This window comes from Pseudoclavibacter terrae, assembly GCF_008831075.1.
Taxonomy (GTDB): Bacteria; Actinomycetota; Actinomycetes; order Actinomycetales; family Microbacteriaceae; genus Pseudoclavibacter; species Pseudoclavibacter terrae.
Genome location: NZ_WBJX01000006.1, coordinates 127,009 through 141,304, shown reverse-complemented (window position 1 = coordinate 141,304; position 14,296 = coordinate 127,009). Strand labels below are relative to the sequence as shown.

Sequence of the window (14,296 nt, the reverse complement as noted above, 5' to 3'; positions counted from 1 at the left end):
ATGGCAGGCGGGGCTTCCGGACGTCGTTGACGCGCTCACGCGACGGTGAGCTAAGCCGACTTCTCGGCGCGCAGCTCGGGTCGCGGGATGATCGTCGGCGCCGCATTCTTGAGCACGACGTCGCGAGTGATCTCGACCCGGCTCGCGTCGTCGAGCGAGGGCACATCGAACATGACCGGCCCGAGCGTCTCCTCGAGGATGGCTCGGAGCCCGCGGGCACCGGTCTGGCGCAGCACCGCGAGGTCGGCGATCTCCTCCAGCGCGCCTTCGTCGAAGACGAGCTCGACACCGTCGAGTTCAAACATCTTCTGGTACTGCTTCACGAGCGCGTTGCGCGGCTGCGTGAGGATGTCGATGAGGGCACCCCGATCGAGCGGCGAGACCGTCGTGATGACGGGCAGGCGGCCGATGAACTCCGGGATGAGACCGAACTTGTGCAGGTCTTCCGGGAGCACCTCGCTGTAGAGGTCGCGATCATCGTTCTTCGAGTGCAGGGGGGCGCCGAAGCCGATGCCCTTCTTGCCGGCGCGCTGCGAGACGATCTCTTCCAGGCCCGCGAAGGCACCCGCCACGATGAACAGGACGTTCGTCGTGTCGATCTGGATGAACTCCTGCTGCGGATGCTTGCGGCCACCCTGCGGCGGAACCGAGGCGACCGTGCCCTCGAGGATCTTCAGTAGCGCCTGCTGCACGCCCTCGCCGGAGACGTCGCGCGTGATGGACGGGTTCTCCGCCTTGCGCGCGATCTTGTCGATCTCGTCGATGTAGATGATGCCGGTCTCTGCACGCTTCACGTCGAAGTCGGCAGCCTGCAGCAGCTTCAGCAGGATGTTCTCGACGTCTTCGCCGACGTACCCCGCCTCCGTGAGCGCCGTCGCGTCTGCGACAGCGAACGGCACGTTGAGGCGCTTCGCGAGCGACTGCGCGAGGTAGGTCTTCCCGCATCCGGTTGGCCCGATGAGCATGATGTTGCTCTTCGAGATCTCGACCTCATCGACCCGCTCTTCCGCAGAGGTGATCTGGCCGAGCGCGCGGACACGCTTGTAGTGGTTGTAGACCGCGACGGCGAGCGCCTTCTTCGCGGGCTCCTGCCCGATGACGTACTCCTCGAGGAAGGCGAAGATCTCGCGCGGCTTCGGGAGCTCGAAGTCCTTGACCTCGCTGGTCTCGGAGTCGGCCATGCGTTCTTCGATGATCTCGTTGCACAGCTCGACGCACTCGTCGCAGATGTAGACACCAGGACCAGCGATGAGCTGCTTGACCTGCTTCTGGCTCTTGGCGCAGAACGAGCATTTCAACAGCTCGCTGCTTTCACCGATACGTGCCATGAGGACCTCCTTCGCGGTCTGCCAAGACTAACCCGAACCACCGACATTGCCCGGATGGCCGCGCCAGGGGGACTCCCCTGACGCGGCCATCCGGGCACTTCATGTCGCTGTTCGGTCGACTCGAACTAGTCGATGATGACCGGCTCGGCGCCCTTACGGCTCGTGAGCACCTGGTCGATGAGGCCGTACTCGAGGGCCTCGGCGGCCGACAGGATCTTGTCGCGCTCGATGTCGCGGTTCACCTTGTCGACGGGCTTGCCGGAGTGACGCGAGAGCGCCTCCTCGAGCCAGGTGCGCATCCGCAGCACTTCCTGCGCCTGGATCTCGATGTCCGAGGCCTGCCCCTGGCCGGCGCCGCCCGTCGAGGGCTGGTGGATGAGGACACGAGCGTTCGGGAGGGCGAGGCGCTTGCCTGGCTGGCCCGCGGCGAGCAGCACGGCCGCCGCGGAGGCTGCCTGCCCGAGGCACACGGTGGAGACCTCTGGACGGATGTACTGCATCGTGTCGTAGATCGCCGTCATGGCCGTGAACGAGCCACCGGGCGAGTTGATGTACAGCGTGATGTCGCGGTCAGGGTCCTGGCTCTCGAGCACGAGGAGCTGGGCCATGATGTCGTCAGCCGAGGCGTCGTCGACCTGCACGCCGAGGAAGATGATGCGGTCCTCGAAGAGCTTCGCGTACGGGTCCTGGCGCTTGTAGCCGTACGCCGTGCGCTCCTCGAACGACGGCAGGATGTACCGCGACGAGGGGCTCTGGACGCCTGCCGGCGAGCCGCCGGTCAGAAATGGGGTGTTCATATGCTCTGGCTTCCTTACTCTGCCGACTCGGACGTGGACTCGGCGTCGCGCTTGGTGCCGCCGCCGCCCGTGACCTCGGTCGCCGACGAACGGATGTGGTCGACGAAGCCGTACGCCAGCGCCTCATCGGCGTTGAACCAGCGGTCGCGGTCGCCGTCCTCGTTGATCTGCTCGAGGCTCTTGCCCGTGCGCTGCGCCGTGATCGACGCGAGGCGCGCCTTCATGTCGAGGATCAGCTGCGCCTGGGTCTGGATGTCGCTCGCCGTGCCACCGAAGCCGCCGTGCGGCTGGTGCAGCAGGACGCGTGCGTTCGGCGTGATGTAGCGCTTGCCCGGCGCACCTGCGGTCAGCAGGAGCTGGCCCATGGAGGCCGCCATGCCGATGCCCACGGTGACGATGTCGTTCGGCACGAACTCCATCGTGTCGAAGATCGCCATACCTGCGGTGATCGATCCGCCCGGCGAGTTGATGTAGAGGTAGATGTCTCGCTCAGGGTCCTCTGCAGCAAGCAGCAGGATCTTCGCGCAGATCTCGTTTGCGTTCTCATCGCGCACCTCGGACCCGAGCCAGATGATGCGGTCTTTCAAGAGCCTGTCGAAGACGCTGTTCGGCAGTTGAATATCAGCCACGGTCGCTCCATTTCCCTAACGGTCGTCACCGAATCTAGTAGAGCTGCGAGGCCAGCGCTGGCCTGTTCGCCCACGGCACACGGTGCCTGGCAGTGTCCCAAGGAGTCGTGTCACTCCGTGCGGGGCTGCTGCAACGGCGATGGGTTCTGCGGATGCCCGTGCGGGGTTTCGGCAGCGCTGATGGGTTCTGCGGATGCCCGTGCGGGGTTTCCGTGAACGGTGATGGGGAAAAACCCATCACGGGGGCGAAAAGCCCGCACGTCACGGTGGACGCTGAGGACAGGGAGGGCAGGGAGGGCAGGGAGGATGGGGCCGCGCGTCCGGCCGCGCATCCGCTGCACCATGCACGAAGCGCCGCCGGCGTGATGCCGGCGGCGCTTCGCGGAGTGGAACCGGAGACTACTTGGCCTCGTCGTCCTTGACCTCTTCGGAGGCGACCTCGTCGGAGGCGACCTCGTCGGACTCGACGGCGTCGGCGGATGCCTCGGCCTCAGCCGCGGCTGCCTTGTCCTTGGCGCGCTGAACGGCGACCGTGAACTCGGAGATGTCGACGGCGTCTCCGTTGGTGTCGACGACCTCGGCCTTGTCGAGCACGAACAGGATGGCCTTGGAGCGGGCGACCTCGCCGATCATGCCGGGGAGCTGGTTGTTCTCCTGCAGCACGCCGATGAACTCCTGCGGAGCCATGCCGTACTGGGCTGCCGACTGGATGAGGAACTGCGTGAGCTCGTCCTGCTCGACCTCGACGCCCTCTGCCTTGATGACCTCGTCGAGGAGCACCTGCTGGCGGAAGGACTTCTCGGCGTTGGCGCGAACCTCGACACCGTGCTCGTCGTCGGGCTGGAGGCCCTCCTGCTCGAGGTGGCGCGTGACCTCATCGTTGATGAGGGTCTCGGGCAGCGGGATCTCGACGAGGTCGAGGAGCTGCTCGACGACCTTCTCGCGTGCGGCGTCGACCTGCTCGAACGTCTTCTTGCTCTTGGCCTGCGTCTCGAGGTCGGCGCGGAGCTCCTCGATCGTGTCGAACTCGCTCGCGATCTGCGCAAACTCGTCGTCGACCTCGGGCAGCTCGCGGTCCTTGACGGACTGCACGGTGACCGTGATCTCTGCTTCCTTGCCCTCGTGCTCGCCGCCGAGCAGCGTGGAGCGGAAGGTCGTCTCCTCGCCCGCGGTGAGCGTGAGGAGCGCCTCGTCGGTGCCCTCGAGGAGCTGGCCGGAGCCGAGCTCGTACGAGATGCCCTCGGCCTCATCGACCTTCTCGCCGTCGACCGTCGCGATGAGGTCGAGCGTCACGAAGTCGCCGTCCTCGATGGGGCGGTCTGCGGTGACGAGCGTGCCGAAGCGCTTGCGGAGCTCTTCGAGCTCGGCGTCGACGTCAGCCGCGTTGACGGCCGCAGCCTCGACCTCGACCTTGATGCCGTCGTAGGAGGGGAGCTCGATCGAGGGACGCGAGTCGACCTCGACCTCGACGACGAGGTCGCCTGCGAAGTCGGCGACGTTCGGCGTCTCGACGATGTCGGCCTTCGGGCGGCCGAGCGGCTGCACGTCGGACTCTGCGACGGCCTGGTTGAAGAACACGTCGAGGCCATCGGAGATCGCCTGGTCGAGGACGGCGGCGCGACCGACGCGCTGGTCGATGATCGGCGTCGGAACCTTGCCGCGGCGGAAGCCGGGCACCTGGATCTGCTCTGCGATGGTGCGGTAAGCGGAGTCGACGTATGGCTTGAGTTCAGCCGGTTCTACGTTGATCGTCAGCTTGACGCGGGTCGGGTTGATCTGTTCGACCGAGGTCTTCACGTGGGGCATCTCCTGAGATACGTGGGGTGACTGCGCGGATTCGCGCGTGGAGCGGGGTGCGACTGCACGCCGCGCACCACCCAGATGGGCGTATCGCCGCACTGATGCGGCTGCGAACAGCCTACGGCACCCACAAACGACAGCACTCTACCGGCAATCAGGATTCGTGTGGGCGCGAAGGCGCGAGGGCGGATCCGGGGAACGCGCGAGGCGGGTGGGCGCGCTGTGCGCATCCACCCGCCCTCGCGGCATCCGCTGGTCGGCGCTACCTGGCGTCCTCTCGCTCGGCGGCCTGGACGGCGACGGCCTCCGTCTTGGCCTTCTGGATCTGCTTCTCGCGGGTGCGGGTCCGCAGGTGCTGGATGGCGCTGATGATGATGGCGCCGGCCATGAGCACGTACAGCGCGATGGTGATGGGCGAGTCGACGAGGATGCCCAGGTCGCCTTCGCTGACCGCCAGCGCGCGGCGCAGCTCGGTCTCGGCGAGCGGTCCGAGGATCGCGGCGATGAGCACGGGAGCGAGCGGGATGGCGTAGCGCCGCATCACGAAGCCGAACGCGCCGATCGCGAGGGCCAGCCAGAGGTCGACGGGCGACGAGGCGATGGCGTAGACCCCGAGCATCGCGAAGCCCGTGATGCCCGCGTACAGGTAGTGGCGCGGGATCAGCAGCAGCTTCGCCCAGACCGCGGCGAACGGCAGGTTGATGATGAGGAGGATGAGGAGCCCGACGAAGAGGCTCGCGAGCAGCGGCCAGACGAGGTCTGCGCTGCGCTCGAAGAGGAGCGGCCCCGGCTGCATCCCGTATTGCTGGAACGCGGCGAGCATCATGGCCGCGGTCGCGGATGTGGGGAGGCCGAGGGCGAGCAGGGCGCCCATGGCCGTTCCTGCGGTGGCGTTGCCGGCAGCCTCTGGCGCCGCGACGCCCTGGATGGCGCCGCGCGTGCCGAAGTCGCTGTCGCCGCGGCGCTTGGCGAGGCGCTTCTCCGTGCCGTACGCGAGGAAGGTGGGTACCTCGGAGCCGCCGACGGGGATCGCACCGAAGGGCACGCCGTATGCGGTGCCGCGAAGCCACGCCGGGAGGGCCTGTCGGAGCTCGCGCAGGTTCAGGTACGGCGAGCCGGACGCCGGGATCTTCGTGAGGCCGCCTTCGCGGTGGATGCGGCTGGCGACGTGCAGGACCTCGCCGATCGCGAGGAGGCCGACCGTCACGACGATGATCGAGATGCCGTCGAAGAACTGCGGCAGGTCCATCGTGAAGCGGGAGGCGCCGGAGGGGCCGTCGACGCCCACAAGGGCGATCGCGAGGCCGATGCCGAGCGCGATGAGGCCGCGGATGACGGAGTCGGCGACGACCGAGGAGATCGCGACGAACGCGAACGCGGCCAGTGCGAAGTACTCGGCCGGCCCGAACTGCGTCGCCAGCTGCACGAGGAACGGCGAGAAGAACACGACAAGCGCCGTCGCGATCGTGCCGCCGATGAACGCGCCGATGGCGGAGGTTCCGAGCGCTTTCGCGGCTCGGCCGTCCTTCGCCATCCGGTGGCCCTCGAACGTCGTCGCGATCGCCGAGGAGTTTCCCGGAGTGTTGAGCAGGATGCCCGAGGTCGAGTCGCCGAAGAGTCCGCCGAAGTAGATGCTCGCGAACATGATGAACGCGCCGGTCGGGTCGAGGCTGAAGGTGACGGGGAGCAGCAGGGCGACGGCCATGGCGGAGCCGAGGCCGGGCAGCACGCCCACCGCGGTTCCGAGCACGGCGCCGATGAGCAGCCAGAGGAGGTTGATGGGGGTGAGGGCGACGGTGAAGCCCTCGAGGAGGTGGGTCAGCTGATCCATGGGAGGACTCCGCTCAGGATTCCGGACGGCAGCGTCAGGCCGAGGCCCGCCGAGAACGACAGCTGCACGAGTGACGAGAAGAGGAACGCGACCCCGATGTCGAAGAGGTGGCGCTTGCTGCCGAGGGCGTAGGCGACGACCCAGAACAGTGCGGCGGCCGTGATGATCCAGCCGAGCGGTTCGAGCAGCAGCGCAGTCCCCGCGAGCGCGGCGAAGACGATGCCGAGGGTCTTCCAGTCGGTGCCGTCGCGCTTCTTGCGCTCCTCCCCCGCGGCCGCCGTGACGACGCGGATCTCGGAGGTCGTGTCGATCTGGCCGATGTCCTCCAGCAGCTCCGGTGAGATCTCGAGCATCTGGTCAGCTTCGTCCTCGTCATCGCGTGCTGGCCTGCGGATGACGGTGATCGCGAGAGCGATGGAGACGATGAAGAGGAGGATGACGACGATCGTCGGGAAGAACTGCGGCCCGGGAACTCCCGCCGTTGCCGGCACGTCCATGGTGGCTGTGCCGATCGCGAAGACCGCGGCGAGGAGGAAGACGAACGCGGCGACCCCGAGTTCGCTCCGCCCGTGCCACCAGGAGCGTGGCCCCGTCTGGATGCTGTTGGTCGCCGGCCCTCTCGAATCTCGAGAGCCCTGCGCCTCACGCTGGTTCTGCACCTGACTCATAGTCCGAGCTCCTTCACGAGTGCGGTGACCTGGTCGGTCTCGCCGACGAGGAAGTCTTCGAAATCGGTACCGGGCTGGAAGCTGTCCGTCCAGTTGTTCCGGTCGAGCGCATCCGCCCATTCGGGGCTGTTCTCGAGCTCCGTGACGATGGCGACGAGCTCGTCGCGCGTGGCGTCGTCGATGCCGGGTGGGGCCACGACGCCGCGCCAGTTCACCATCGCGACGTCGACGCCCTCCTGCTTGAAGGTCGGGATGTCGATGCCGTCGACGGGGTCCGGGGCCGAGATCGCGAGCGCCTTGAGGGTGCCGGCTTCGATCTGGTCCCTGAACTCGTTGTAGCCGGAGAGGCCTGCCGCGGTGGTGCTCGAGAGCAGCGAGGAGAGGACCTCGCCTCCGCCCGAGTAGGCGACGTAGTTCACGTCCTTCGGGTCGACGCCGACAGCCTTCCCGAGCATGCCGCTCAGGAGGTGGTCGATGCCGCCGAGCGAGCCGCCGGCGATCGAGTGGCCGCCGGGGTCCTTCTTCATGCCCTCGACGAACTCGTCGAGGGTGGTGTACGGCGACGAGGCCGGCACGACAAGCGCGTTGTAGTCGTCGGCGAGGCGGGCGATGGGCACCGTGTCGGCGAGCGACTCCCCCGTGTTGGAGAGCACGGTCGCCCCGACCATGACGCCTCCCGTGACCATGAGCAGGTCGTCGCGGCCCTGCATCTGCAGCAGCTGGCTGAGTCCGATCGTGCCACCCGCGCCCGGCACGTTCACGACCTGGGCGTTGTTGACGATGCCGTTGGCTCGCAGCGCCTGCTGGGCTTCGCGAGCGAAGGCATCCCAGCCTCCGCCGGGCGCCGCCGGCGCCATGATCGTGAGCTTGCTCCTCGCCGATGCTCCGGCACCCGCACTGCTCGCGTCCACGACCGCGAAGCCGAGGACAGCGACGGTGACGATGGCGAAGAGCGAGGTGAGCAGCTTGTTCGGGAGTCTTGTTCTACTCAATGGAGTATTCCTTCCGTTGGCAACGACTCTGTCGCCGCGCTGGTCTGCGCGCTCTCTACGATTGCACCGGGATTGAGCGCCGACGCCTTCTGGCCTTTATGGTCTTTGTGGACACGGAGGTTCGCCGGACAACCGTCGTTCATCGACGATCGGCGCACGCGGAGGTGGTGGAGCGGCATGAGGAAGGAACCGCCCGCACAGCTCCGCGCCCTGCGCGGCCCACGTGTGCTCACGCTCGTCGCCGTGCAGTTCTCGATCGTCCTGATCTGCATGGTCGCGACCCTCCTCGTCGCGCTCCAGGTGCAGCACACCTCCATCCGTGAGGAGACCGGTGAGCGCACGCTCGCCGTCGCCCTGAGCCTCGCCGAGCTGCCTGCCGTGGTCGACGCCGTCGGCGAACCGGATGCCGGTGTCACGCTGCAGCCGATCGCCGACCTCGTCGCGCAGTCCGCTGGCGTCGACTACGTCGTCATCACCGACGACGAGGGCATCCGCATCACCCACCCGGTGCCAGAGCGGCGGGGAGAGATGGTGTCGACCGACCCCAGCGTCGCGCTCGGCGGCGAGACGTTCGTCGGCACCGAGGTCGGCACGGTCGGCCCGACGCTCCGCGCGAAGGTGCCGGTCTGGCGCGACGGGATCGTCGTCGGCACCGCGTCGGTCGGCATCCTCGAGTCCTCGATCTCCGCACAGCTGGAGGACCGCGTCTGGCAGGTGGTTCCGTGGGTCATCGGCGCCGGACTCTTCGGGCTCGCGGCCGCGGCCGGGGTCTCCCTCGTCCTCGGTCGACGCTTCGACCACCTCGCGGCCGCGGCGCAGGAGCTCGAGACGCAGCGCCGCTTGTCGGCGGCACTCCGCGAGCAGACCCATGAGTTCTCGAACCGCCTGCACGTGCTCTTCGGGCTCATCGAGGTCGACGAGCGGGGCGAGGCCCTCGACTACATCCGCTCGCTGACGCCGGTGGATTCGCTCGCCGCAGACGCGGACCTCGAGGAGGCGCTCGCGGATGCCCCCGTTCGCGTCCGCGCGATCCTGGCCGCGGCGAGCGCCCGCCTCTGCGAGCACGGCGGGCAGCTCCACGCGGATGTCGAGGGCGACGACCGGGCCGTCCTCGAGCTCCTCTTCGACGACGACGCAGCCACCGTGCTGAGCAATCTCGTCGGCAATGCGACTGAGGCCGTCGAGGAACAGGGGGCGCGCGGAATCGTGCGCGTCGCCGTCGAGGCGGCCCCCTCAGGCTTGCGGATGCAGGTCGACGACAGCGGCCCGGGGGTGCCAGAAGAGCTCAGGGGCCAGATCACCGAGGTCGGCTTCTCGACCAAGGAGACGCAGACGATGGACGGCCTCGAGATCCCACGCGGCGTCGGCCTCGGCCTTGTGCGCCGCCTCGCGCGGGAGCACGGCGGCGACCTCGTCATCTCGGAGAGCGAGCTGGGAGGTGCCCGCTTCGTGGCGACGCTGTCCTCCGCTGGCGCCCGCCGCGGCGCGGGTGGGTCCTCGGATGCTCCGACTGCTGGGAGGATCGCACCGTGACCGCCATCCGCACGCTCATCGTCGATGACGAGACCGCCGTCAGGCGCCTGCACGAGCGCATGCTCGCGGGCGTCGACGGCTTCGAGGTCGTCGCCACCGCTGGCTCGGGCCAGGAGGCACTGGAGGTGGCCGCCAGCACGGAGATCGACCTCGTGCTGCTCGACGTGCACCTCCCGGACTTCAGCGGGGTGGAGGTGCTGCGGCGCCTGCGCCAGCTGCTCGGCGACTCGTTCGACGCCGTCATCATCTCGTCGGCCAACGATCGACTGTCCGTCGCCCAGCTGGCGACGGCAAGCATCGCGGACTACCTCGTGAAGCCCTTCTCGAAGGCCAACTTCGAGGCGAGGCTCGTCAACTACCGGGATACTCGCGTGGCCGCGCCGAAGCCGGAGTCCACCGCGCCGCAGACGGCCCCACTCCGCCAGCAGGACATCGACGGGCTGCTCGCTCGACGCGGCGGTCCTGCCGCGTCGGCAGACCGGGCAGGCGCCCAGGGACTTCCGTCGCCGACGACGCGCGGCAGGCCCCTGCCGAAGGGCCTCTCGGAGCCGACCATCAAGCTCGTCCTCTCGCACCTCGGCTCGGAGTGGCAGTCTGCGCTCGAGGTCGCGGAGGCGTGCGGCCTCTCCCGCGTCACCGCGCGTCGGTACCTCGACCACCTCTGCGGGCGCGGCCTTGCGCTCCTCGAACCGGTCTACGGCAAGCGCGGCCGCCCCGAGCTCCGCTACCGCCGCGCGTCCTGACTAGCTGGTCGGGGCTGGGGCCGCGCCGTCGAAGCTGATGCTCCAGGCCGTGTCCTCGTACGGCTCGACGCGGATGATCGTGGGACCGGCGGGGAAGGGCCTGGTGAGGGATGTGACCTCGCTGCTGCTCTGGTACCAGCTGTCGGCGCCGAACGTGTCGATCGAGATGCTCTGCTCGGGTTCGAAGGTGAAGGTCGCGTCGCCGCCGGCGCCCGTGTAGAGCACGACCTCAGGGCCGGTTCCGGTGTACTCGCCGTCGAAGGAGGGCAGCGTGTCCGTGGAGACGAGCGTCACGGTCCACTCCCCCTCGGCTTCGATGTCGATGGCCCGGAACTCGTCGTCCGTCCACTCGTTGATGACGGCGAGGCCCGAGTACTCGTCGTAGGCGGAAACGGAAGAGCCGCCCATCTGCTCGCCGTCGGCGTCGACGTCGTAGATGCGCAGCCGCTCGCCCTCGAACTCGACCTGCAGCAGGCCGATGTCCTCCGGCCCGCCGGGCAGGGTGACGTCGAAGCGCGCGTTGCCTGTTCCCGAGACGGTGGTCGTCCCGTTGAGATCGAGCGTTCCGGTGCCACCGGAGAGCTCCGTCACCGTTCCGCGGATCGAACCGCCGGTCGAGCCGATCAGCTGGATCACGAGCGCCACGACCGTCATGACGAGGGTGATGACGCCGACGACGCGGCGCCCACCACCGGCACGCAGCAGGCCGATGCTCGCGATGAGCGAGACGACGACGAGCACCCAGCCGACGAACGACATCCCCGAGATCGCGAAGGTGAGGGCGAGGATGGCGGCGATGACGCCGAACCACCCGCCTCCGCCCTTCTTCGCCGTCGCGGCGGTCGTCTTCGACGCAGGAGACGGCGCGACCGACGGCGCGGGATGCTGCTTCGACGGAGTCTTGGAGCTCGCTCCCCGCTGCCCCGCGCCGCTCCCCGGCCGGCCGCCGACCAGCGCGCTCTGCACCTCCCTGGCACGCTTCCCGAGGAGGGCGCTGCTGTCGGTTGCGACGCGCGTGAGCAGTTCCTCACGGTCGAGCGGGACGTCGGCCGACTGCGTGAGCTCCTCGCCGTCTCCCGCGCCGGGAAGCACGTGCCCCGGCGACTGCGCTTCCTGCTCGCGGCGGATGATCGCGTCGAGCTCCTCCAGCGTCCGCGGCGGGTCGGGCAGCCCAGCCGGGGTGTCACCGCCCGCCGTCGTCGACCGCGGTGCGTCGTACGGATCTTGAGCGGCGTCCTGCGCATCCCGCGTCGCCTCGCGCTGCTCGTCCTCGAGCCGCTGCGCGTCGCCCCTGCTGTCCTGCGCCGCCCACTTCGACACGAAATCAGGGGCCCGGTATCCCGTCGGTGCCTGGTAGTCGCGCTGCGAGTAGTCGACGGCTCCGTCGTCCTTCTCGGAGTCTTCTGGCGTCGAGTTGTCTGGCACGTGAGCTCCTCGGGGCGATGAACGGGGCGGTGATCGCGCATCCATTGAACTACATGCACTCGACCCGCCCCGCGAGCGAGTAGATTCTCGGGACCGCAGTCAGAGAGAAAGGGCCCAGATGTCGCAGCTCGCAGACTTCAGCCGTGAGGAGTTCGAGGTCAGGCTCGCGAACACGAGGGTCAGGATGCAGGACGCGGGCCTCGACGCGCTGCTCGTGACCGACCCGGCCAACCTCCACTACCTGACGGGGTACAACGCCTGGTCGTTCTACATGCCGCAGTTCCTCTTCGTTCCGGCCGACGGTGATCTGCTGCTCGTCATGCGAGCCATGGACGCGCACGGCGCGCACCACACGACCTGGCTGCCGCGCGAGCAGGTCGCCGGCTACCCGGAGAGCCTCGTGCACCGAGCCGAGGTGCACCCCATGGACTGGGCGGCAACCGAGCTCCGCGAGCGCGGTCACGCCGCCAGGAGGATGCGGGTCGGCTACGAGTCGGAAGCTCACTTCTTCTCGGTTCGCTCGTTCCTGACGCTGCAGCGCAGGCTCCCCGAGTGGGAGCTCGTCGACAGCCAGGAGCTCGTCAACTGGGTGCGCCTCGTGAAGTCGAGCGCGGAGATCTCGTTGATGCGGGCCGCGGCGGCCGTCAGCTCGAACGCGATGGCGGTCGGTATCGAGGCGCTGCGCGGCGGCAGGAGGCAGAGCGACATCGCCGCGGAGATCCAGGCCGCGCAGGCCGCGGGGATCGGCGACGCCGAGGGCGACTACCCGTCGATCGTTCCCATGATGCTCGCCGGCGAGGGCGCCGACACGCCTCACCTCACGTGGTCGAGCGCCCAGATCGTGGCCGGCGAGGCGGTCTCGCTGGAGCTCGCTGGAGCTCACCGCCGCTACCACGCCCCGCTCGCCCGCACCGTGAGCCTCGGGCAGCCGAGCTCCGAGCTGCAGCGGGTCGCCGCGACGACCCTCGACGGCTTCGAGGCCGCACTCGAGCTGCTGCGTCCCGGCCAGACCCCCGAGGCGGCCGTCGAGGCCTGGGATGCGGTGCTCGCGAAGCAGGGACTCACGAAGGCGTCGCGTCTCGGCTACTCGATCGGCATCGGCTACCCGCCGGACTGGGGCGAGCACACCGTGAGCATCCGCTCGGGCGAAGAGACGGTGCTGGCCCCGAACATGACCTTCCACCTCATCGCGGGCATGTGGATGACGGGCTTCGGCTTCGAGGTGTCCGAGTCGATCCGCATCACCGAGACGGGTGTGGAGGTGCTGACCAGCGCACCGCGCGAGCTCATCGTGAAGGCCGACGCGTGAGTGCGCTGAGTCCGGTCGAGACGGCGGTGCTCGCGCGGATCGATCTCGAGCGCATCGTCGCGGATACGTCCACCCTGATCCGCGCGAGGGGCGAGAACCCGGGTGAGACGGAGGCGGCGACCGTGGAGGTCCTCGCGACGCTGTGCGAACGAGCTGGCGCGCAGGTCACGCTCACCGAGGTCGCGCCCGGTCGGCACAACCTGCTCGCGCAGATCGGCGACGGCGACGGGCCAGCGCTTCTCTTCCTCGGACACAGCGATGTCGTGCCCGCGGGAGCGGGCTGGCTCGGCGACCCCTTCGAGCCGCGCCTGGTCGACGGTCAGCTCATCGGCCGAGGCGCCGTCGACATGAAGGGCGGGCTCGCCGCCGTGATCGCGGCGATGTCGGCCGTGCACGCGCAGCGGCCCGATGTCCGCCTCTCGCTGCTCTGCACCGTCGACGAGGAGGACACCGCGACGGGTGCGCTCCGCTACATCGCCGACGCGCCCACGGCGCGGGAGCTGCGGAGCGTGGGAGACCCGCTGCCCTACTCGGCGTGCATCGTCGCCGAGCCGACCGGCCTCGACACCGTGGTCGCCTGCCGAGGCGCCACGAACTTCATCATCACGCTGCGCGGAGCCGCCGCTCACGCCGGCAATCCGGCGGATGGAGCGAGCGCCGTCGCGGCCGCCGCCATCGCGGTGCAGACCATCGAGGACGACGCGAGACGGATCTCCCGGCAGGCCGCGGCAGTCCCCGGACTCATCGGCACCGGCAGCTGGAACGTCGGCATGATCGCCGGCGGCCACGGCACCTCCATCGTCGCCGAGGAGTGCACCCTCTACGTCGACCGCCGCGTGCTTCCAGACGAGGAGCCGCAGGAGATCCTCGACGACGTGCTCGCGCGCATCCGCTCGGCCATCGAGCAGAGCGGCATGCTGAACGCAGAGCGCATCACCGTCACCGGCCAGCTCGACATGGCTATGCCCGGATTCCTCACTCCGCCCGAATCGGCCGTTCCCGGCACCGCCGTGCGTGCCGTCGCCGACGCGGGCGGCGCCTCGAGCATCGGCGGGTGGAGCGCCGCCTGCGAGGGCGGGTTCATCGCCCGCCACCACGAGATCCCGGTCGTCATCCTCGGCCCGGGCGACGTGAAGTCGCAGGCGCACCAGCCGGAGGAGCGCGTACAGGTGGGCGACCTCCTGACCGCCGCGCGCGCCTACGCGCTTATAGCGCTCCGTCTCGACGAGTCGCCCCGGTAA

At 68.9% G+C, this 14,296-nt stretch carries 12 protein-coding genes; 4 read left to right on the top strand and 8 right to left on the bottom strand.

The window, feature by feature from the left end; translation table 11 throughout:
• Positions 1 to 50: 50 nt before the first annotated feature.
• The 7 genes from clpX to F8O03_RS15950 form a co-directional block, all read right to left on the bottom strand.
• The gene (clpX, locus tag F8O03_RS15980) at positions 51 to 1,328 is read right to left on the bottom strand and encodes an ATP-dependent Clp protease ATP-binding subunit ClpX (RefSeq protein WP_104253100.1); all 1,278 of its coding nucleotides are present in this window, start codon (positions 1,326 to 1,328) and stop codon (positions 51 to 53) included.
• 125 nt (positions 1,329 to 1,453) lie between these two features.
• Positions 1,454 to 2,125 (bottom strand): ATP-dependent Clp protease proteolytic subunit, encoded by a 672-nt coding sequence (locus F8O03_RS15975; RefSeq protein ID WP_104253101.1) that lies wholly within the window; start codon positions 2,123 to 2,125, stop codon positions 1,454 to 1,456.
• Positions 2,126 to 2,139: 14 nt separating this feature from the next.
• Positions 2,140 to 2,754, bottom strand: a complete 615-nt coding sequence (locus F8O03_RS15970) for an ATP-dependent Clp protease proteolytic subunit (RefSeq protein ID WP_104240770.1) — start codon at positions 2,752 to 2,754, stop codon at positions 2,140 to 2,142.
• A 399-nt stretch (positions 2,755 to 3,153) separates the two neighbouring features.
• Positions 3,154 to 4,551, bottom strand: coding sequence for a trigger factor (tig, locus tag F8O03_RS15965; RefSeq protein ID WP_151424743.1), 1,398 nt, complete (start codon positions 4,549 to 4,551; stop codon positions 3,154 to 3,156).
• A gap of 265 nt (positions 4,552 to 4,816) precedes the next feature.
• On the bottom strand, positions 4,817 to 6,385 hold the full coding sequence (locus F8O03_RS15960) for a tripartite tricarboxylate transporter permease (RefSeq protein ID WP_151424742.1): 1,569 nt from the start codon (positions 6,383 to 6,385) through the stop codon (positions 4,817 to 4,819).
• Positions 6,373 to 7,053 (bottom strand): tripartite tricarboxylate transporter TctB family protein, encoded by a 681-nt coding sequence (locus F8O03_RS15955; protein ID WP_151424741.1) that lies wholly within the window; start codon positions 7,051 to 7,053, stop codon positions 6,373 to 6,375. The genes F8O03_RS15960 and F8O03_RS15955 overlap by 13 nt, the downstream gene beginning before the upstream one ends.
• A complete protein-coding gene (locus F8O03_RS15950; protein WP_208851887.1) occupies positions 7,050 to 8,045 on the bottom strand; it encodes a Bug family tripartite tricarboxylate transporter substrate binding protein in 996 nt (331 codons plus the stop codon). The genes F8O03_RS15955 and F8O03_RS15950 overlap by 4 nt, the downstream gene beginning before the upstream one ends.
• A gap of 177 nt (positions 8,046 to 8,222) precedes the next feature.
• On the opposite strand from F8O03_RS15950, the gene F8O03_RS15945 reads away from it, so the two are divergent.
• Together F8O03_RS15945 and F8O03_RS15940 are read left to right on the top strand one after the other, a co-directional pair.
• Positions 8,223 to 9,578 carry a sensor histidine kinase gene (locus F8O03_RS15945; RefSeq protein WP_151424740.1) on the top strand — a complete coding sequence of 452 codons (1,356 nt, stop codon included), beginning with the start codon at positions 8,223 to 8,225 and terminating at the stop codon, positions 9,576 to 9,578.
• A complete protein-coding gene (locus tag F8O03_RS15940; RefSeq protein WP_151424739.1) occupies positions 9,575 to 10,321 on the top strand; it encodes a response regulator in 747 nt (248 codons plus the stop codon). Before F8O03_RS15945 ends, F8O03_RS15940 begins: the two co-directional genes overlap by 4 nt.
• Here the strand turns inward: F8O03_RS15940 and F8O03_RS15935 are convergent, their stop codons facing one another.
• On the bottom strand, positions 10,322 to 11,746 hold the full coding sequence (locus F8O03_RS15935) for a hypothetical protein (RefSeq protein WP_151424738.1): 1,425 nt from the start codon (positions 11,744 to 11,746) through the stop codon (positions 10,322 to 10,324).
• A gap of 118 nt (positions 11,747 to 11,864) precedes the next feature.
• On the opposite strand from F8O03_RS15935, the gene F8O03_RS15930 reads away from it, so the two are divergent.
• Both F8O03_RS15930 and F8O03_RS15925 read left to right on the top strand, forming a co-directional pair.
• On the top strand, positions 11,865 to 13,055 hold the full coding sequence (locus F8O03_RS15930; RefSeq protein ID WP_151424737.1) for a M24 family metallopeptidase: 1,191 nt from the start codon (positions 11,865 to 11,867) through the stop codon (positions 13,053 to 13,055).
• Entirely contained in the window at positions 13,052 to 14,296 is a 1,245-nt protein-coding gene (locus F8O03_RS15925; RefSeq protein WP_208851886.1) for a M20 family metallopeptidase, read from the top strand. The genes F8O03_RS15930 and F8O03_RS15925 overlap by 4 nt, the downstream gene beginning before the upstream one ends.